General features: G+C 70.5%; 18 protein-coding genes. 2 read left to right on the forward strand and 16 right to left on the reverse strand.

From position 1 onward, the window contains the following. Positions 1–19 precede the first annotated feature (19 nt). The 16 genes from AC3DE3_RS03220 to AC3DE3_RS03295 all read right to left on the reverse strand — a co-directional run bounded on the left by AC3DE3_RS03220 (position 20) and on the right by AC3DE3_RS03295 (position 18906). Entirely contained in the window at positions 20–1006 is a 987-nt protein-coding gene (locus AC3DE3_RS03220; protein ID WP_488368926.1) for a phosphotransferase family protein, read from the reverse strand. Continuing rightward, the gene (locus tag AC3DE3_RS03225) at positions 1003–2217 is read right to left on the reverse strand and encodes an acyl-CoA dehydrogenase family protein (protein ID WP_260488020.1); all 1215 of its coding nucleotides are present in this window, start codon (positions 2215–2217) and stop codon (positions 1003–1005) included. The genes AC3DE3_RS03220 and AC3DE3_RS03225 overlap by 4 nt, the downstream gene beginning before the upstream one ends. After that, entirely contained in the window at positions 2214–3371 is a 1158-nt protein-coding gene (locus AC3DE3_RS03230) for a thiolase family protein (RefSeq protein WP_260488022.1), read from the reverse strand. The genes AC3DE3_RS03225 and AC3DE3_RS03230 overlap by 4 nt, the downstream gene beginning before the upstream one ends. After that, a complete protein-coding gene (locus AC3DE3_RS03235) occupies positions 3371–3748 on the reverse strand; it encodes a Zn-ribbon domain-containing OB-fold protein (protein ID WP_488368927.1) in 378 nt (125 codons plus the stop codon). Before AC3DE3_RS03235 ends, AC3DE3_RS03230 begins: the two co-directional genes overlap by 1 nt. A gap of 58 nt (positions 3749–3806) precedes the next feature. After that, the gene (locus AC3DE3_RS03240) at positions 3807–4595 is read right to left on the reverse strand and encodes an enoyl-CoA hydratase/isomerase family protein (protein WP_260488025.1); all 789 of its coding nucleotides are present in this window, start codon (positions 4593–4595) and stop codon (positions 3807–3809) included. 120 nt (positions 4596–4715) lie between these two features. After that, positions 4716–5825 carry an ABC transporter ATP-binding protein gene (locus AC3DE3_RS03245; RefSeq protein ID WP_260488027.1) on the reverse strand — a complete coding sequence of 370 codons (1110 nt, stop codon included), beginning with the start codon at positions 5823–5825 and terminating at the stop codon, positions 4716–4718. Between the two features lie 82 nt (positions 5826–5907). After that, a complete protein-coding gene (locus AC3DE3_RS03250) occupies positions 5908–7581 on the reverse strand; it encodes an ABC transporter permease (RefSeq protein ID WP_260488029.1) in 1674 nt (557 codons plus the stop codon). A 98-nt stretch (positions 7582–7679) separates the two neighbouring features. Continuing rightward, the gene (locus tag AC3DE3_RS03255; protein ID WP_260488031.1) at positions 7680–8732 is read right to left on the reverse strand and encodes an ABC transporter substrate-binding protein; all 1053 of its coding nucleotides are present in this window, start codon (positions 8730–8732) and stop codon (positions 7680–7682) included. 132 nt (positions 8733–8864) lie between these two features. After that, positions 8865–9995 (reverse strand): ABC transporter substrate-binding protein, encoded by a 1131-nt coding sequence (locus tag AC3DE3_RS03260; RefSeq protein ID WP_488368928.1) that lies wholly within the window; start codon positions 9993–9995, stop codon positions 8865–8867. Between the two features lie 176 nt (positions 9996–10171). Further along, entirely contained in the window at positions 10172–10966 is a 795-nt protein-coding gene (locus AC3DE3_RS03265; RefSeq protein WP_488368929.1) for an SDR family NAD(P)-dependent oxidoreductase, read from the reverse strand. Positions 10967–11028: 62 nt separating this feature from the next. Beyond that, positions 11029–12003, reverse strand: a complete 975-nt coding sequence (locus tag AC3DE3_RS03270; RefSeq protein ID WP_488368930.1) for a zinc-binding dehydrogenase — start codon at positions 12001–12003, stop codon at positions 11029–11031. A 70-nt stretch (positions 12004–12073) separates the two neighbouring features. Further along, on the reverse strand, positions 12074–14041 hold the full coding sequence (locus AC3DE3_RS03275; protein WP_260488036.1) for an oxidoreductase: 1968 nt from the start codon (positions 14039–14041) through the stop codon (positions 12074–12076). Between the two features lie 11 nt (positions 14042–14052). Beyond that, positions 14053–15369 carry an FAD-dependent oxidoreductase gene (locus tag AC3DE3_RS03280; protein WP_488368931.1) on the reverse strand — a complete coding sequence of 439 codons (1317 nt, stop codon included), beginning with the start codon at positions 15367–15369 and terminating at the stop codon, positions 14053–14055. Between the two features lie 85 nt (positions 15370–15454). After that, positions 15455–17098, reverse strand: a complete 1644-nt coding sequence (locus tag AC3DE3_RS03285) for an MFS transporter (RefSeq protein WP_488368932.1) — start codon at positions 17096–17098, stop codon at positions 15455–15457. Beyond that, positions 17095–17781 carry a nitroreductase family protein gene (locus AC3DE3_RS03290; protein ID WP_488368933.1) on the reverse strand — a complete coding sequence of 229 codons (687 nt, stop codon included), beginning with the start codon at positions 17779–17781 and terminating at the stop codon, positions 17095–17097. The genes AC3DE3_RS03285 and AC3DE3_RS03290 overlap by 4 nt, the downstream gene beginning before the upstream one ends. Before the next feature lie 3 nt (positions 17782–17784). After that, the gene (locus tag AC3DE3_RS03295; protein WP_260488044.1) at positions 17785–18906 is read right to left on the reverse strand and encodes an acyl-CoA dehydrogenase family protein; all 1122 of its coding nucleotides are present in this window, start codon (positions 18904–18906) and stop codon (positions 17785–17787) included. 117 nt (positions 18907–19023) lie between these two features. Here AC3DE3_RS03295 and AC3DE3_RS03300 point away from each other — a divergent pair, with 117 nt between their 5' ends. Both AC3DE3_RS03300 and AC3DE3_RS03305 read left to right on the forward strand, forming a co-directional pair. Continuing rightward, entirely contained in the window at positions 19024–19401 is a 378-nt protein-coding gene (locus tag AC3DE3_RS03300) for a nuclear transport factor 2 family protein (protein ID WP_260488046.1), read from the forward strand. Between the two features lie 14 nt (positions 19402–19415). After that, a complete protein-coding gene (locus AC3DE3_RS03305; RefSeq protein WP_488368934.1) occupies positions 19416–19784 on the forward strand; it encodes a hypothetical protein in 369 nt (122 codons plus the stop codon). The last annotated feature ends 23 nt before the right edge of the window (positions 19785–19807 follow it).

Here is a 19807-nt window from a genome sequence, read left to right on the forward strand (position 1 = left end):
TCGTTTCTCGGGTGTCGCGTCAGGCCAGGCGTTCGATGCCGGTGACGATGAGGCGGTTGATCGTGTCGGGGAGGAGTTCCTGGGCCGGGTCATGGTGCCGGCCCTCGCGGTGGCGCCGGAGGTTGTGGCCCATGATCGCGGCCATCTTGAAGCGGCCGAGCGCGTCGAACCAGGTGAAGTCGGTGAGTGGACCGGCGGCGGCGCTGTAGGTGTCGATGAGCTCCTCCGGCGTCGGCAGTCCGGCGACCTCGCGACCCACGCCGGGGAAGTTGGTGCCGTCGGCAAAGACGAGGAACCAGCCGAGCTCGACCCGCGGGTCCCCCGGGCTCCAGATCTCCCAGTCGATGAGCGCGGCCGGCTCGGTGCCGTCGGACAGGATGTTGCCCAGTCGGTAGTCGCCGTGCACCAGCACGGGGTCCACCGCATCGGGGATCCGCGCGGTCAGCAACTCCTCGAACCGCGCGGCGTCGGGGACCAGCTCCGGCGGCACGGCGGCCATGGTGCGGGCCCAACGCCTGAGCTCGTCGGCGGGCGAGAGGACCTCGCCGTCGACCGGGAGAGAGTCCAGCGGTACCGCGTGCAACACCGGCAGGACCTCCGCGGCGCGGCGCATCCGCGCCGCGGCCAGGGTGGGCTCGACGGCCGGGTCGTCCAGGACCGGCTCGAGGGACTCCCCCCGCACCAGGTCCATGGCGAACCACGCCGGCTCGGTCTCGTCGGTGGCACGGATTCCGGGCACGGGCACGTCGGTCCCCGCGAGCGCGGTCATGATCCGGGCCTGACGGAGCATGTCGTGGCGCCCGATGGCCTTCTGCCCCGGGGGGACGGACTTGATGACGAACGACTCGTCGGCGCCGGAGATCCGGTAGGTCAGGCCCGAATGCCCGCCGAGCATGGGCTCGAGCGCTCCGAAGGGCCCGGACACGCCGGCCGCCTCGAGCCCGGCGACCACGCGGTCACGCAGCTGTGTCTCGTGGGTGGTCTCGGTGGTGTCGGCGGCGGTCATGGCCTCGGCTCTCTGGGTAGGCCGAGCACACGCTCGGCGAGGATGTTTCGCTGGATCTCGTCGGTCCCCCCGGCGATCCGGTAACCCGGGGCGCCCAGGACGTGTTCCGTCCAGGCCCAGGTGCCCCAGCGATCGCCGCGCACCGCGAGCTCGGGACCGAGCAGGGTGCGTACCGTCTCGGAGGTGCGGGCCATCGTGTCCGTGGCCAGGAGCTTGCCCACGGAGGCCTCCGGCCCGGGCTCGCGTCCGGCCACGACCGCGGCGGCGACCCTCATCCCCACCAGACGCTGCACGAAGCTCCGGCAGATCAGGTCGGCCACCTGGTCGCGCTCGAGGGCATCGAGATCGCGTCCGAGGTTCCGCGCGAGCTCGACCGCCCGGTCGGCGTTCTCGAGACCGAGTCCGCCCGAGTCCAGGCGCTCTGCGGCCAGGACCGTCAGCGCGACCTTCCAGCCGGCGCCGACGGGGCCCAGACGGTAGCGGTCATCCAGCTCGACGTTCTCCAGGAGGACCTCGTTGAACGAGCTGCCCCCGGTCATCTGGCGGATCGGCCGCACCGTCACACCGGGCGCGTCCATCGGCACGATGAACACGGTCAACCCCTGGTGCTTGGGGACGTCGGGATCGGTCCGGCACACGGCGACGCCGTAGTCGGACACCGGCGCACCGGAGGTCCACACCTTCGCGCCGTTGATCACCCAGCGTCCGTCGCGCTCGACGGCCCGGGTACGGACCGCGGCCAGGTCCGACCCGGCCTCGGTCTCGGAGAAGAGCTGGCACGCGATCAGATCGGTGCGCAGGAGTGCCCGGACGTACTCGGCGCGCTGCTCCTCGGTGCCCCACTGCGCGATGGTCGGGGCGATGAGTTGCTGCGTGACCGGGAACATCTCGGTCCGCTGCGGCAGGTCGTACTCCGCCTCCAGCCGCCGGAAGGCCAGGTCGAAGGCGATCGGCAGGCCCCGGCCGCCGTACTCGGCACCCCAGGTCAGCGCGCCGAAGCCGGCGTCGAACTTGGCCTGCTCGTAGTCGCGGCGCCGGTCGGTCTCCTCGCGCTCCTGCTCGGGGGTCCAGTTCTCGAACACCACTACCGCGTCGGAGCCCTCACCCCAGGGTCGGGCCTGGCGCGGCGAGGCGACGGTGGACAGCCAGTCGCGGGCGGAGTCGATGAACTCGGACAGCCCCGCGGGCTGGGTGTCGGTAGCGGCGGTCATCGCCGGCCCCCTTCCAGAACGGTGCAGGCGCTGATCCCGGGCGCGCCGTAGACGTGGGTGAACCCGAGCCGCGGTGCCCCGGGGACCTGTCGGTCGCCGGCCTCGCCGCGCAGCTGGGTGACGATCTCGTGGACCTGACGGAGGCCGGATGCCCCGATGGGCTCGCCGTTGGCCAGGCAGCCGCCGTCGGTGTTGACGGGGAGACGTCCACCGATCTCGGTCTCGCCGCGTTCGAGCATGGACTCCTGCTCGCCGTCCTCACAGAACCCGCATTCGGCCATGTGCATGATCTCCGCCCCGGACTCGGTGTCCTGGAGCTGCGCCACGTCGATGTCGGCCGGGGCGACGCCGGCGGTCTCGAACGCCCGGCGGGCCACCTCGGTACTCACGCTGCTCGGCTCGCCGTCGCCCTGCACGGCGGGGCTGAAGACCTCGAACGACCCGAACGGGCGGGTCCCGGTGGACACGGCCCGGACGGCCACGGCGCGGCCGCCCATCCGGGCCGCCACCTTCTCCGAGGCGAGCAGGATCGCGGCGCCGCCCTCACCCGGGTTGCAGAACATGAACTGGGTGAGCGGGTCGTTGACCATCGGCGAGGCGGCGATCTCCTCCAGGGTCTTGGGATCGCGGCGCCAGGCGTTGGGGTTGATGCTGCCGTTGCGGTAGGCCTTCTCCGCCACCCGTGCGAGCGTGGTCTCGGAGATTCCGTGGCGGGCCATGTACCGGGTGATCTTCATGGCGAAGAACTGGGTGGTGACCATGAGCCCGTGGGTGCCGTACCCCTCGGTGAGGCCCCAGTCCTCGGCCCGCGGGTCGAACGCGCCGCGCGGGTGCTTGTCGAACCCCACGGCCAGGGCCACCTCCGCGGCTCCGGACCGGATCGCGTTGATGGCCGAGACCAGTGCGCTACCGCCTGTGGCGCACCCGTTCTTGACGTTGGTGAAGGGGATCCCGGTCAGCCCCAGGTCGGCGACGAGGGTGTCGGCGAGGCCGGAGCCGTCGCTGCCGCCGAAGGCGATCTGCACGTCCTTCCACTCCAGGCCGGCGTCCGCCAACGAGGTGCGGATGGCGGTCACGGCCATCTGTCGGCCGGTGACCCCGTCCTGGCGTCCGAACTTCGACAGTCCCGCGCCGACGATGAAGACGTCCGACATCAGTTCTCCTCGGTGGTGGTGGCCGCCAGGGAGAAGCGCGGCACGGGATGGGCCTCGACGAGGTGGACCTCGCTGCCGATCAGCTCGGCGGGAGAGGTGCCGTCGAGGCGCGCCTCGACCTTGACGCCCTCGGGCATTTCGACGTATCCCACGGCGAAGGGGGTGAACCCGCCTGCCGGCGGGACGTAGGGGGGTGACTTGGGCGGGAAGCGCTGGATCGTCGCGGTCCACACCGTCCCGGTGGTGGACAGGTCGATCCCGGTCGTCTCGGCTCCGCCGCAGCGCTGACAGCTCACGGACGCGGGAAACGCCACGGTCGAACAGTGGTCACACCGACTCCCCCGCAACCGGGGCGACTCGTTCTCGTTCTGGGTCATGGTGTGCAGTCCTCCTGTTGTCCTGTGACGTTTCCCGCTCCGTGATGAGACCGTCAGATCAGCGGCCGACCCACTTGGGCTCGCGCTTCTCGAGGAACGCCTGGACGCCCTCCTTGCCGTCGGCCGACTGCAGCGAGTTGCCGACCGCGAAGTGCTCCATGATCATGAGCGACTTGATGTCGGCGTCGAGGCCCTGGTTCACGGCCATCTTGGTGAGCTTCATCATGAACGGGCTCTTGTCGGTGAGCTGTCCGATGAAGTTCTCGACGCACTCGTCGAGCTGGTCGGCCGGGGCCGAGTCGTTGATGAGGTCGAAGTCCTTGGCCTCCTTGCCCGAGAGCAGCTTGCCCGTGAGCATGAGCTCCTTGGTCTTGCGCAGGCCGATCATCCGCGGGAGGCGGTAGATCGGGCCGGCGCCGCCGAACAGGGCGCGACGGATGTGGAAGTCGCCGATCTTGGCGTCATCCGCGGCGATCGCGAAGTCGCAGGAGATCATGAGCTCGAAGCCGCCGGCGGTGACGTAGCCCTCGAGGACCGCCACGGACGGCGTGTTCATCGAGTAGAGGCGGTCACAGACCTGGGCCGAGAGGACGCCGACGTCCATGGCGTTGGTGGTGCCGACGAAGTCGCCCAGCAGCTCGTTGAGGTCGAAGCCCGAGCAGAACTGGTTGTTCACGCCACGGAGGACCAGGACCTTGAGGTCGGGATCGGCGTCGACCTCCTTGATGATCTCGTCCAGGCGGTGCAGGAGCTCCACCGTGACGGCGTTCTTGACATGCGGGCGGTTCAGCCAGACGCGGGCGACGTCGCCGTCCTTCTCCAACAGCACGTGGTCGGTGTCAACCATGATCGTTCCTTTCGTTGTTCCTGAACTGGATTCAGTTCATGTCTACAGGGTCGCGGCGAGTCCGTCAACCCATATCTCGAACTTGGTTCAATTTGGCCCCGAAGGGCCGGTTCGCACAGGTCAGGCGACCGCGGCGAGCTCCTGGAGCGGGTAGATCTTGAGGCTCTCGGAGCGGAAGCTGATGACCACGGGCTCGCCCGGCTCGGCACGCCGGAGCCACGCTCCGTGGGTCGCGGAGGAGGCCCGGAGCCGGTACTTCTCCGGGCCGGCGCCCACCACCACGTCGTAGTGTCGACCACCGAACTCGGCGGACAGCAGGGTGGCGTCCAGGACGATCTCCCGGTCGGACACGTCCTCGTCCGTCCGGTGCAGGACGATGTCGTCCGGCCACAGCCGGGCCGCGATGGCCTGGTGGCCGCCGGTCTCGCAGCGGAGCGGCAGCTCGGTGCCCGCGGCCGTGGTCCACTCGAGCCCCGTGCGGTGCAACTCGAGCCTGTTGGACATCCCGATGAAGTCCGCGACGTACTCGCTCACCGGGTGGTCGAACACGTCCTGGGGTGTGGCGAGCTGCTCGATCTTGCCGTGCTTCATGATCGCCAACCTGTCGCCAAGGGCGAAGGCTTCCGAATGGTCATGGGTGACGAACACCGCGCCGAACCCGAGTTCCGAGTGCAACCGGTGGATCTCGGTGCGGACCTGGTCGCGGAGTAGTGCGTCGAGATTGCTCAACGGCTCGTCGAAGAGCACCAGGTCGGGCCTCGCCGCCATCCCCCGCGCCACCGCGATGCGCTGCTGCTGCCCACCGCTGAGCTGGGCCGGATACCGGTCCAGTAGGTGGCCACAGTCGACCATCCCGGCGGCTTCCTCCACCCGTCCGGCGTTGAGCGCGTCCTTCATCTTGCGCGCCTTGAGCGGGTACGCGATGTTCTTGCGCACGGTCATGTTCGGCCACAGCGCGTAGGACTGGAAGACCATTCCGATGCTGCGCTTGTTGGGAGGGACGTTCACCCGGTTGGCCGCGTCGAACATCGGGTCACCGTCGAAGGTGATCGATCCCTCCTCCGGGGTCTCGAGCCCGGCGAGGCACCGCAGCGTCGTGGTCTTCCCACACCCACTGGGCCCGAGCAACACGAGGAACTCCCCCGCGTCGATCTCCAGGTCCAACTGGTCCACGACGACGTTCGTTCCGTACTTCTTGGTGAGACCGGAGATCTCGATTCTGGCGGTCATCAGACTTCCTCGTAGTCGTGCCGGCGGTGAGGCGCGGCGGTGGGACGTGGGTACCGGGCGGGCGTCGACCCGCGGGCGGGGCTCACAGCTTCTCCAGGACGTTGCGGCCGCCCACGAGCATCGCGACGGCCACGCCTGCGCCGGTCACGGCCGACATGAGGATGGCCATGGCGGCGACCAGCGTGTAGGAGCCGTTGCTCCAGTGGTCGTAGAGCAGGGTGCCCATGACCTGGGTCGTGGCGGAGCGCACCATGAGGGACGCGGCGAACTCGTGGGTGAGCAGGATGAACATGAGCGCGATGGAGCTCAGGATGGTCGGCCTGAGCATGGGCAGGGTCACCCGGAGCATCGTGGCCACCGGGCCGGCACCCGAGACCGCGGAGGCCTCCTCGTACTTGTCCCCCATGGAGATGAGCGCGGTGAGCTGCATCCGGGTCGCGAAGGGGATCATCAGCACCACGTAGACCAGGACGATCACGGCCTTGGTGCCGTAGAGGATCAGGGGCGGCTCGGTGTAGGTGAGCAGGAACCCGACGCCGAAGATGACCGCGGGGATGCCCATGGGCAGGGCGGTGACGAGGTCGGCCAGGGTCCGCAGGATCTTGAGGTCCTGGCGGCGGACCATGAGGTTGGCCACGCCGAACCCGATGGGCACACAGATGAGGACCGCGATGATCGAGGTCACGACACTGGTGACGACCGAGTCGACGATGCCGGGGGTCGAGATCAGGGCCTCGTAGTTGGCGAGGGTGAACAGGTCCCAGGACAGCTCGCCGGACCAGTACGGCGTCAGCGAGACGATGATGACCCCGGCCAGCGGGAGCACCAGTGCCACGAGCCCGTAGACCGCCACGATGACGGCCGCCCACGGCGAGGACCCACCGACCGGGGCGAACGACTTGCCCCCGTGGGTGACGAAGCGGGACTGGTTGCCGAGCAGCACCTTCTGGCCGAACACCACGAGGATGCCCACCACCACGAGCGGCGACCCCGCGGCCGCGGCGGCGGCGAAGTTGATGGGCGACTCCGACGCACGGAGGTACATCTCCGTCGCCAGGACCTTGACGCCCTCGTTCTGTCCCAGCAGCAGCGGGGCGGTGAACTGCCCGAGGCCGAGCAGCAGCGCGACGCCCGCCCCGTAGATGAGCGACGGCCGCAGCAACGGCAGGACGATCTTGAAGAACGTCCCGATTGTCGTCGACCCGCTGATCTGCGCGGCCTCCAGGTGCTCGCCGCTGATGTTCTGCATGCCTGCGCTGACGAACAGGTACACGAACGATGTGAGGCTGAAACCGGTGATGATGATGATCCACGTCGGGCTGTAGACGTTCACCGGCCCGGACTGGAGGTCACTCCACCAGGGCAGCATCCGGAGCAGGATGTTGATGTAGCCCGGCCCGGGCGAGAGCAGGAAGGCGAAGCCCACGACGTTCGCCACCGACGGGATGACGATCGGCAGGATCGGCACGAGCCGCAGGAACCCCATCCGGCGCGGGAGCCGGGAGGTGGCAAAGGCGAGGACGGTCCCGCAGACCATCGCGATCACCAGAGAGAAGAACGCGAGGGCCGCGGTCGTCTGCAGGGTGTCCAGGATGTCGGCGCGGCCGTACTGCGACCGGTAGCCCCGGGCACCGTTCTCGAACGCCAGGGTCTGCAGCTTGATCAGCGGCCACACCACCAGGTACCCGAGCACCAGGATCAGCGGCAGGTAGATCAGGCGCTGGCGCCATATCGCCTTGGAACCAAGACCTGTCATGTGGGATCGACCTCTGCTTCGTCGTGCGCGCGGGCGGGTGTCGGCCATGGGCGGCGGGCCCGCGGGAGTTGCCGGCCGCTGCGAGGAACTGAGGAGCGTCACCGTAGGAACTTCTGCTCCCACTCGGCCTGGAACTGCTCGACCGACTCGGGGTCGAGCGTGTCCGGGTCACCGAGTTCGACGTCCTGCGCGGTCACCGTCGACCCCGGCACACCGGTTCCGGGGACATCCGGGAGCACGGAGAGGTAATCGGCGGAGATGGCGGCCTGACCGGCGGGCGTGAGCAGGAAGTCGGCGAGCAGCTGCGCGGCGTTGGGGTTGGGCGCCGACGCCAGGACGTGCGAGTACCACGGGACTCCCCACGGCTTCTCCGGCAGCGCGAACCCGACAGGGGCGCCCTTGTCCTGCTCGGTGACGATGTTGCTGGCCGCCATGGGGGCCGCCCAGACCTCACCGGAGGCGAGCGCCTGCGTGATGGCCACCGCGCTCGGGTAGACGCGGGGCTTCACCGTGACGAGGCGGTCGAGGAAGTCGGCGCCGTAGTCGACGTCGATCTTGCGGTACATGTCGACGTAGGTGGCGATCCCGTTGGGGTTCTGGATGCCGACCTTGCCCTGCAGTCGCGGGTTGAGGACGTCATCGGGGGTGCTGAGCCCCTCGGGGACGTTGGTCGTGTTCCAGCCCAGACCGAAGACGGTCGCGCTGGTGAGGAAGAACTTGTCCTCGATCACGCTCTCGGCGGCGTCGTACTCGGGGTTCTCGATCGCGGGTGCGACCACCTCGGCCGAGTAGTCGGTCTCGAGACTGCGGGAGATCCATCCGGCGTCGGTGGTCATGTGCACGTCGGCGACACCGGACCCGGTCGAGTTCTCCACCTCGATCTTGGGCAGGATGTCGGCATCGGTTCCGCGGACGTAGGTGAGCGAGATGCCCGGGTACTCGGCCTCGAACGCCTTCTTCAGCGCCTCGAGGTTGTCCGGGGAGTGCGTGGAGTAGATCGTCACGCTCCCCTCGTCCCGGGCTGCCGTGACGATCTCGTCCCATGAGCCGGCGAGTTCGGAGCCGGAACCGGAGCCGGAGCTGCAGCCCGTGAGGATGAGGGCGAGCGCAGCCCCGCTGGCGACGGCGGCCTTGATCTTGGGAAAGCTCATCGCTTTCCTCCTTTCACGACTCACCCGAGCGAGTCGAATTGAACTAGATTCAGATGGAGAATATGACGTGTGTCACCCGTATGCAAGAGCGAGCGGACGTTAACTTGCGGGGACCCACTTACGGGTGCGGAGTCACCTGAGGAACTTCTGCTCCCACTGCGCGACGTACTGCTCGACCGCCTCGGCCTCGAGCGTGTCCGGGTCGGCGAGATCGAGGTCCTGGGCGACGACGTCCGACCCCTGGACGCCTGTTCCGGGGATGCCCGGGAGGGCCGCGATGTAGCTACGGGACAGGGCCTGCTGCCCCTCGGGCGTGATCATGAAGTCGGCGAGGAGCTGGGCCGCGTTGGGGCTGGGCGCGGCGGAGAGCACGTGTGAGTAGAAGGGGATCCCGATGGGGTTGTCGGGGAGCGCGAAGTCGACCGGCGCGCCCTTGTCCCGCTCCACGAGAACGTCCATGGAGGCCCCGGGGGCGGCCCAGACCTCTCCGGAGGCGAGCGCCTGCGTGACGCCCGGTCCACTGGTGTAGACCCTCGGGTCGAGGGTGGAGAGCCGGTCGACGAAGCCCGCCCCGTAGTCGATGTCCATCCGGCGGTAGATGTGGACGACGGCCGGATACCCGGCCGGCGTGACCACCCCGACCTTCCCCGTGAGTCGCGGGTCGAGGAGATCCTCGGGGGCCCGCAACCCGTCGGGCACGTGGGTGGTGTTCCACGCCAGGCCGATCGACGTGGCGCTGGTGACGAAGAAGGTGTCGTCGAGGACCCCGTCGGCCGCCCGGTAGTCCGGCTGGTCGATCGCGGGCGCCACCACCTCGACGGAGTAGTCCCCCGAGTCCAGACTCCGGTGGATCCACCCGGCATCGGTGGTCATGTGCACGTCCGCGATCCCGTTACCGGTCCGGCTCTCCACCTCCACCTTGGGGATGAGGTCGGAGTCGGTGCCGCGGACGTACGTAAGGGTGATGCCGGGGTACCGCGCCTCGAACGCCGCCTTGAGCGCCTCCAGGTTGGCCGGGGCGTGGTTCGAGTAGAGCGTGACCGCCCCCTCGGCCGTCGCCGCCTCGACGATCTCGTCCCACGATCCCGCGAGCTCCGGACCGGATCCTTCCGCGGACCCACACGCGGTCAGCGCCACCATCGTGGCGAGAGCGGCGGCCGCCGCCTTCACGCCCCTGCCCCTCCCGCCCGTACTCTTCACGCCCATGCTCTTCACGCCCGTACTCTTCACGCCCGTACTCTTCACGCCCGTGTCGGCTTTCATCCGAGGCCTTCCTGCTCTCACGAGTCCACTGACTTGAACTCACTTCAGTAAGAGTATGACAACCGTCACACCGTGGTGGGCGAATCGCCGTGATCCCCGCGAGATCGCGGGGCGGCACGCGGGGCGGTCTCGCTGGAGCGGAACGCTGGCGCGGCACGCGGGTGCCGTCACCCCCGTCAGACGGTGAATCGCCCGCCGTTGCTGAGCAGCACCGCGCCCACGACGTTCGAGGCCTGGTCCGAGGCGAGATAGGTGATGTTGTCGGCGAGCTGGTCGGCGGTCGCGTAACCGAACGCGCTGCCCTCGTTCATGCGCTTGCGGACCGACTCGGGGGTCCGGGCCGCCATCGCCGTGTCGACCGGGCCCGGCGCCACGGTGTTGACGCGGATGCCGAAGTGGATGACCTCCTTCGCCACGGACTGACAGAGGGCGTGCACGGCCGCCTTGGACGAGGCGTAGTGCGGGTAGCCGACGAGGGTGTCGAAGGCGGCGGACGACCCCACGGTCACGATCGCTCCCCCGCCGGTCTCGCGCATCGCCCGCACCGACTCGCGCAGGACGTGGAACGTACCGTCGAGGTTGACCGCGTGGATACGGCGCCACGTCGAATCCTCGACGCGGGTCAGCACGTCGACGGGCTCGCCCTTCTCGGCCGCCTCGTAGATGTGGCCCTTGGCGATCGGATCGTCGATCCCCGCCGCGTGGACCACCACGTCCAGGCGCCCGTCCGCCGCCACCACCGACTCGACCAGCCTTCGGACCGCGTCGGGATCCGCGACGTCCACCCCGTGGGCGGCGCCTCCGATCTCCTCGGCGACCGACCGGGCCGCGTCCTCGGCGAGGTCCACCACGTGGACGCGGCGGGCACCGTCGGCGGCGAGCTGCCGCGCGACGGCCGCGCCGATCCCCGAGGCACCTCCGGTGACTAGCGCGACCTTGCCCTCGAATCGCTGCTGCTGTGCTGTGGTCATGATGTCCGTCCTGTTCTGTTCGCCCGGTCTCGCCGGGTCGGGGTGGGTGAGGGGTCAGCGGGTCACATCGACACGACGAGACGTCCGGTGACTCGTCCGTCGCGAAGCCGGTCGATCCCCTCGGGGACCCTGTCGAAGGTCAGGTGTTCGACGGCCGGCGTGATCCGTCCGTCCGCCAGGTACCGGTACACGGCGGTGATGTCGTCTTTGGTCCCGCCGGAGGACCCGCGGATGACGGCCTTCTGGTGGATGACGTCCGCGGTGACGAGCTCGGAGGTGTGCGCGCCCATGCCGATCATCACCACGGTTCCGCCCACCCGGATGGCCCGGACCGCTGCCTGCGCCGTGGAGCCGAACCCGGCGAAGTCGATGACGGAGTCCAGGCCCGCGCCGGCGAGTTCGGCGGCATCGCCCACAACCCGGGTCACGCCGAGGGACTCCCCGAGTTCGCGCGCGGCCGGGCTGGGGTCCGCGGCGTGCACCTCGGCGCCCAGCAGCACGGCGATGCGCGCGCCCACCTGTCCGAGACCGCCGAGCCCGATGATCCCCACCCGGTCGCCGGCCTTCACGCCCGCCACCACGGCCACGCCGTGGTGCGAGGTCATCCCGGCGTCGGTTCCCAGGGCCCCGAGCTCGTAGGACAGGCCGTCCGGGAGCGGGACGAGGTCGGCGGCCGGCGCCAGGTGGTAGGCCGCGTATCCGCCGTCGCGGCCGTATCCGGGCACCGTCGCGCCCAGCGGGTGGACGCCGCACCGGTCCCCCACCGCGATGCCCGTGACCCCGGACCCCACGGCGACGACGTCGCCGGCGATCTCGTGGCCCAGCGTGATGGGGTTCCGGTGGATGTTCTCCGCCCACGACGGCTCGTCCAGCTCCCCCACGTCGGAGTGGCACATCCCCGCCGCGCGCACGCGCAGCAGCACCTCGCCCTCCCTCGGCCCGGTCACCGGCACCGTCGCCAGGGTCAGGGGCCGCCCCGTTCCGGTCCACTGCCAGGCCTGCATCCGAGCGGGGATCCCCGTCGCGTTCGTGTCCACTCCCACCATCCTTCTCGTCTGTGTCCGTCCGGTCGTCTGTGTCCGTCCGGGCGTGCCGGGCCGGGCCCGGTCAGATCTCCGCGCCGAGCCGGTAGCCCTCGGCGATGGCGTGGCTGATCCGACGGGGCGTGAGCGCGTCGCCGATCACGCTGACGTCGTCCCGGCGTCCCAGCGTCCGGGCGAGGCCGTCCACCGCGACGCGCGGCCGGTGCCACACCACGAGGTCCGCCTCGAGCGGCGAGACCTCGCCACCGAAGACCGGGACGAGTCGACCCACCTCGTCGTCGTCGTTATCGTCGGCGCCACCGCCGCCGGCGCCGGGCAGTTCCAGCCCCGTCGCCACGTGGAACCGCGCCCCGGCCGAGCCCAGGCGCCCGAGCATGGGCCCGACGCTCTCCGCCGGCACCCGGGAGGCGAGTGCGGTGAGCGGGGTGACCACGCGCGTGTCCCAGCCCCGTGCGACCAGGGCCTCGGCGGCGCTGTAGGCGGGCCAGAACCCGTCGCTCTCGTCGTAGACCACCGCGCGCCCCGGGGCGCCGGGGATCGCGCCGGTGAGGACGTCGTCCACGGTGACGACGGCCGGTCCGCGCCCGCCCGTCGGCGCGGGGCCGGGGCGGGATCCGGTGGCGACGACGACGTGGTCGGCGGCGTCCACGAGTTCGGCCAGATCGTCGGGCGCGATCTCGGCTCCCAGGTTGACGTCCACCCGCAGGCGGCGCATCTCCCCGGCGAGGTAATCGATCACGTCGATGATCGTGGCCCGGTGCGGCGAGGCGGCGGCCACCCGCACGGCGCCGCCGAGCTCCGCCGCGGCCTCGAACAGGGTCACCCGGTGCCCACGTCCCGCGGCCACCCGCGCCGCCTCCAGCCCGGCGGGACCGCCACCGATCACGAAGACGTCCTTGGGCGAGGCCGCACGGACGCCGACGCCGGGGTGGCGACCGCGGCCGATCTCCGCGTTGACCGCGCAGTGCAGGTGCGGGTCGAACGCCCGGCAGTCCTGGTTGATGCCCAGGCAGCCGCGGATCTCGGTGAGCCGGCCCTCGGCCGACTTGTTGGGCAACTCGGGATCGGCCAGTAGCGCGCGGGCCATGCCCACCAGATCCGCCTTGCCGCTGCGGACGACGTGGTCGGCCGTGGCGACGTCGCGGATGCGCTGACCAACCAGCACCGGCAGACCGGTCTCCGCCCGCACGCGGGCCGCCGAGTCGACGGCGACGGCGTCCGGGTGGGACGCGTCCTTGACGTACTTGCCGCGCGTGCCGTGGGTGATGCTGAAGTAGTCGACCGACCCCGAGTCCGCGAGGTGGCGGGCGATCCGCACGCAGTCCTCGATGTCCATGCCGCCGGGGATCTCCTCCTCCCCGCTGAGGCGGACGCCCAGGACCATGTGTGCGGGCATCGCGTCGCGCATCACGGCCACGACCTCGTCGAGGAACCGCATCCGGCCGGCGAACGAGCCGCCGTAGGAATCGGTGCGCAGGTTGGTGGCGGCCGACATGAACTGGGCGGGCAGGTACCCGTGGGCGGCGTGGATCTCGGCGCCGTCGTACCCGGCACGGGCCAGGTTCGCGGCGGACACCCGCCAGCCGTCGACGATGTCGGCGATCTCCTCGACGGACAACTCGTGCGGGGGGTAGGCGTCACGGACGGTCTTCAGCGCGGACGGGGCGCTGGGCGGCGAGTCGGACTCCCCACCGATGAACTCGCGGCCCAGGTGGACGAGCTGGCCGATGATCTTGGCGCCGTGACGGTGCACCGCCGCCGCCTTGTCGGCCAGCGCGGGGACTACCTCGTCGATGTAGGCCTCGACGAGCTTGCGCGAGCGCAGCGTGGTGGTGGGGTGCACGACCGTCGCCCCGCCCACGATGAGGCCGACCCCACCCTGCGCCAGGCGCTCGAAGTGGTCCTGGTCCCCGTGGGTGGGGACGCCGTCGGTGGCCATGCTCGTGCCGGCCGGCAGCGCCACCAGGCGGTTGCGCAGGGTGAGCGGGCCGATCGAGAACGGGGAGAACGCGGAGGGGAACGGGGTGTCCACGCGGCGGCCCCTCAGGCCCCGGCGGCGGCGTCGCCGGCCCGCAACCCGAACACCAACGCGGGGGCCAGGCCTCCGGCGTAGGCGCGTCGGTAGACGCCACCGGTGTCCGAACCGGCGGCGAGCAGCCCCGGGATCGCCGTGCCGTCCTCGCGCAGGACGGAGGCGTCGGCACCGATCCGGATCCCCACGAACGGGAACGTCACGGCCGGGGTGGTCTCGATGATGTAGTACGGACCCCGGTCCAGCGGGGCGAAGTCGTACTCGCGCGGGGGCACGACCTTCTGGCCGGTCTCGTTGACGCGGCGGATCCCCTCGGCGATCTTCGCGCCGTCGTATCCCCACTCCTCGGGCAGGTACTCGAACTCCTCCAGCGACTCCGCCAGACCGCAGCGCCCACCGCGCTTGGAGGCCTCGGTGTACTTGTCCACGGCGACCGCGCCCTCGACATAGGAGCCACAGATCCAGTCGCGGTAGACGCGCTCGTCCGCGATCAGCAGGCCGCGTGCCTCGGGCTGCTCCATCAGCGCCATCGCGGTGAGGTGGTCCCCCTGGGTCTCGTCGACGAACCGCTCGCCGTGGAGGTTGAACAGGAGGGCGTGCTCGGAGTAGTACAGGGACAGGCCGACGTAGTCGCCGGAGTCGCGGAACGGCAGGCCCGACGGGATGAGGTGGCCGTAGAAGCCGGCGTCGGGCAGGCCGATCGCGGCGTCGACCGACTCGGCGAGCGCCAGTCCGCCGCCGTCACTGTGGGGGTTGGACCGCAGCGGGAACGACGAGGCCAGGGGATGCAGGTGCTTCTCGACCAGCTCGGTGTTCGCCTGGAACCCGCCGGTGGCGAGCAGGACGTGGTCGGCCCGGATCTCGCGGGATCCGCCGTCGGCGGACCGGACAGTCGCCCCCACCACCGCCCCGTCGGAGGTGAGCAGGCCCTCCACCGTCGTCCGCGGGTGGATCTCTCCCCCGGCCGCCTTCACCTCCCGGGCGCAGGCGTCGAGGTACTGGTTGGTGTCGAAGGCGTGGCCGATCCCGTAGCGCAGGACCGGGACGCCGTCGGCGCACTCGACCCCGCGGCCGCGGATCCAGTCGAGCCCGGCCGGGAAGTCGTCGACCACCGCGTTGCGCAGGTCCTCCTCCCCGTGGGGGTTGATCTCGGCCATGATCTGCCGGGTGGGCGCGGTCCAGGCATATCCTGCGAATCGCGCGGATCCGCCGATCTCCCCGGCCTTCTCGATCACGACCACACGGGCGCCGCGGGACGTCGCCCGCGCGGCGGCGGTGAGGCCGGCCATGCCGGCCCCGATGACGAGAAGATCGACGGCGTTATCCATGGGCACTCCCGGTTGCATCGTGACTGTGACGGCCCCCACCCTAGCACCAACCTGAAGTCAGTTCACTTTGTTTCCCGCGTGGGGGTCAACGGTTTCTCGCATCCACCGCGGTGAGCCGGGGGCCGGAGACCGAGTCGGCCAGGGACGCGACCCGCAGACGCAGCCGGGTCTCCGGAACCGTCAGTCGATCGCTCTCCTGCTCGGTGAACTCGGCGACGCCGCTGACGACGTAGGTCTCCACCAGGAGCGACGGATCGGTCCGGTCGCACTCGAGACGCCAGCGGCGGCCCCCCAGTCGCAACCGCGACCGACGCAGGTCCCTCATCGCCGCCCGGAACTCGGCCTCCACCGCCGGCGGGACGCGGTACTCGTACGTCACGAGGACCCGGTGCGACGCCGCGGCGCCGGTCGCGGGCGTCCCGGACTCCGGGGAGCCGAGCCCCGGCGGCGTGGTGACGCCGTCTCCGGCGGCGAGCACGGGTTCGATCCCGGACTCCGCGCCCAGGCCGATCACCGCCAGGGAGACGCAACTCAGAGTCATGATCGCGGCGGCGGCGAGCAGTGCACCCTGCAGCCCGATCGCGTCCGTCACCACCCCCCACAACAGCGACCCCACCGCCTGGGTGCCCTGGAAGATGAGCAGGATGAACGCGATCAGCCGGGGCCGGACCCAGTCGGGGAAGAACTGATGCCCCATCGACATCCAGGTGCTCTGCACACTCACCCACGCCGCGCCGGCGAAGAGCATCGCCACGGCGACCAACGCGGTCGAGGTCGACAGCGCGAGGACCGCCAGGGCGAGGCCGTAGACCAGCGCCCCGATCGCGGCGAACACCGTGACGCGCAGGCGGCGCCGGAGCCCGCCGAACCCCACCACCGCGACGACGGCGCCGGCCCCGATCAGGGCCATGATCGCGCCGAAGCCCGCTGATGACATGCCGAACCGCTCGTGCACCGCCAGCGAGATCAGGGCCCACAAGGCGCTTGACGGGATGCCGAAGAGGAACAGTTGGAACAGCAGGCGTGTGGTCCACGCGGAGTAGGTGACGAAGCGCAGGGCCCCGGCCAGCTCCGGCAGGATCGGCCGGCGGGGCGCCGTCCGGTCGGGGGAACCCCGCTCCCGCAGCCACAGGGCCATGCAGCAGCCCGCGGACAGGACGGCGACCACGGCGAAGGTCCACGCGGCGCCGACCATCCCCAGCCCGATCCCGGCGAGGAGCGGCCCGACGGACCGGGCTGTGTTGAACACGGCTCCGTCGACCAGCGCGGCGGTGGGGATGAGACGCCGGTCCACGGTCTCGGGCAGCAGCGACTGCCAGGACACGCCCACCGCGACCAGCGCCACCCCCACGAGGACCACCGTGACGATCATGGGCGCGGAGCCGTCGGCGCCCGTCACGGTGAGGACGAGGGCGGTGAGCGCCGCGAGGGTGGACAACGCGGTGGCCCCGGCCATGAGCCGGGTCCTGGAGGCGTGGCCCGCGACCACTCCCAGGGGGAGCGCCAGGACGAGGAACGGCACCGCCATGGCGGCGGGGGCGAGCGAGATCACCGACGCCGGCTCCCCGCGCTCGGTGAGCACCCACTGCACCGACACGACGTGGATCCACACCGCGACGGCGTTGGCCAGCTGCACGGGCATGAGCGCCCGGAAGGCACGCTCGCGCCAGAGCGCCGAGGCAGGGGATGTGGCCGGGTGCGGCGGCGGAGCGCCGGGCCCGGAACTCACCATGTGTCCCAGTGGATGAACTCCTCCGCCGGGGGCCGCCACGCCTGCTTGAACGCGGTACCCGTGTGATGGGCGACGGGGATCATGCACACCTGCTCGACCACCGCCGGGTCGATTCCTGCGATCCGTGCGACCTCGGCCTCCCGGCCCAGCGTCATCCCGGTCCAACAGGTCCCCAGTCCGCGGAGGCGGGCGGCGAGCATGAAGTTCCACACGGTCGGGTAGACGGTCCCCAGGCGATGCTTGGCTGCCAGCACGTCCCCGTCCGCGAGCCGCGGCGTCAGACACGGGATCACGATGGCCGGCACTCGCGACATCACGGTCGCGAGATGCTCGGCCGAGTCCCGGGTACGACGGCTCTGGGCCGCGTGTCGGGGGTCGGGATCGACGCGGTTGAACAGTCCGGCCTCGCTGGTGCGGTAGAACCGGTCGAACTCCTCCCGGTAGATCGCGCCGATGGCCGCGATCCGGTCCGGGTCGCGCACGATCACGAACTCGGTGCGCATGAGGTTGGACCCCTGGGGCGCCTGGAGCGCGTCGGCGACACAGTCTCTGAGCAGGTCGGGGTCGACGTCACGGTCCAGGTCGAGCCGCAGACGGACGGCCCGGGTCGTGGTGATGAGTTCGTGCGCGCCGATGTGCTCCAGCGCGCTCCCGCTCGTGTCCGCGGGCCCGGCCGCCACGACTCAGACCCCGACCAGGTCGGCGACGGCGCGGCGGGCCTCCCGGCCCCCTCCGAACGCCCCCTCGTCCCCGAGGACGCGACGCAGGTAGAAGTGGGCGGAGTGTTCCCAGGTGAACCCGATCCCGCCGTGCAGCTGGATGGCCTCGTAGGCGCTGCGGGTGGCGGCGTCGGCGCACACGGAGGAGGCGACGGCCACCGCGATCTCGGCATCGGGGGCGTCGGGCTCGTCGAGGATCGCCATCGCGTACATCGCGGCGGCGCGGGCCCGCTCGCGGTCGACCAGCATGTCGGCGAGCCGGTGTTTGATGGCTTGAAACGACCCGATGGTCCGGCCGAACTGCTGACGCTGCTGCACGTAGGCGACCGTGGCGTCCACCAGATGTGAGGCGATCCCGGCGTGCTCGGCCGCGAGGGCCGCGGACTGGACGCGTCGGAGTTCGGCGAGCACCTCCCCGAGCCGCTGCGGACCCACGATGACTCGTGCTGGTGCGCCCGCGAGGTCCACGTCGGCCCGCCGTCGGGTGAGGTCCATGACCTCCCTGGGGTGACGGGAGGCGTCAGCGAGGTCGATCACCGCGAGGACGTCGGAACCGTTGTCGGTGGCGACGACGACGAGGTGGTCGGCCGCGGCACCCCAGAGCACCCCCTCGATCTTCTGCTCGGCTCCCACCCCGCCGTCGCCGTCGAGGGCCACGGTCGCGTCGAGCGCCACCGCGAGGGTGGCCCGCCCAGCGATGACGTCCCCGAGCAGCCCGGAGATCGCGTCGGTGTCGTCCGCCCGGACCAGGGCCCGGCACCCGACCACCGCGCTGGCGAGGATCGGCTCGGGCAGCAGTGCGGCACCGGTCTCCTCGAGCACCACCCCGAGGTCGCCGAAGCCGAACCCGTGCCCGCCGAGCTCCTCGGGGACCGCCAGGGCGGAGATCTCCAGCTCGTCGTTGAGGGTGGCCCACCTGGCCCGGGAGAAACCGGGGTCCGTCTCGGTCGAGGTACGCACCTGCTCGTGGGTGGCGTGGCGAGCGACGAACTGGGCGATGACAGACCTCAGCTCCTCCCGTTCCTCGGAGGGGAGGATGATCGAGGGATCAGCTTCTGGCTGGGCCGTCCGACGGTGCTGGGTCACGGGGTTCCTCCACTAACGCTGCAATTGAGCCGAGTTCAGTTCATCCCATGACAACACGGTGAGCCGCGTCACGCAAGCCCCTTGAAAACCGGGTGCCAACTGAACTAAGTTCGATTCATGTCGCTGACCGAATCCACGCTCGTCTCCTATTACGCGAAGATCGACGCGGGCGACCTCGACGGGGGGCTGGAACTCCTGGCGCCCGGGGTCTCGTTCGCCATCATCCTCCCCGGCGCCGCTGTCCGTGGCGAGAACCGACAGGGGGTACGCGAGTACCTCGAGGGCCGGGGCCCGGTGGATCGTCGCCACGTCCCCACCCACGCGACCCGTGAGGGTGAACTCGAGTTCGTCTACGGGGCGGTCGTCGAGGACGGGGTGACCATCACCGGGCACTTCCTGGCCTCCGCGAGGATCGGCGACGACGGACTGATCGCCGGGTACCAGGTCGCCTTCGACCCGGAGCTCGGGCTCGTCTCCCCCACCCTCGACCGATGAACGGAGCACCACCCATGTCCACCGACACCCCCCTGCTGCACGCCTGGTTCGAGATCATGGACTCGGACGACCCCGACCGGGTGCTCGACCACATCACCGACGACTTCCAGCTGTCCATCCTCTTCTCCAAGGGCGAGTCCGCGGCCGAGTTCGACGGTGACCGCGCCGGACTGGTGGTCTACCTCGAGCAGCGTGAGAAGAGCGTCCTGACGCACCACATCCTCAGCGGCACCCGCGTCGGGGACACCGAGCTGTGCCTCGGGGAGACCCGCAGGGACGGCGAGTTCGAGGCGAGCTTCAACGCCAGCGCCCAGCTCACCGAGGACGACAAGGTCCGGCGCCTGCTCATCTGCCGCAGCCCCAAGGTCCGCTTCACCGACTGAACCACCGCCACCGGGTCATCTCC

It is taken from the genome of Dietzia sp. IBK-p2-16D, assembly GCF_057773085.1.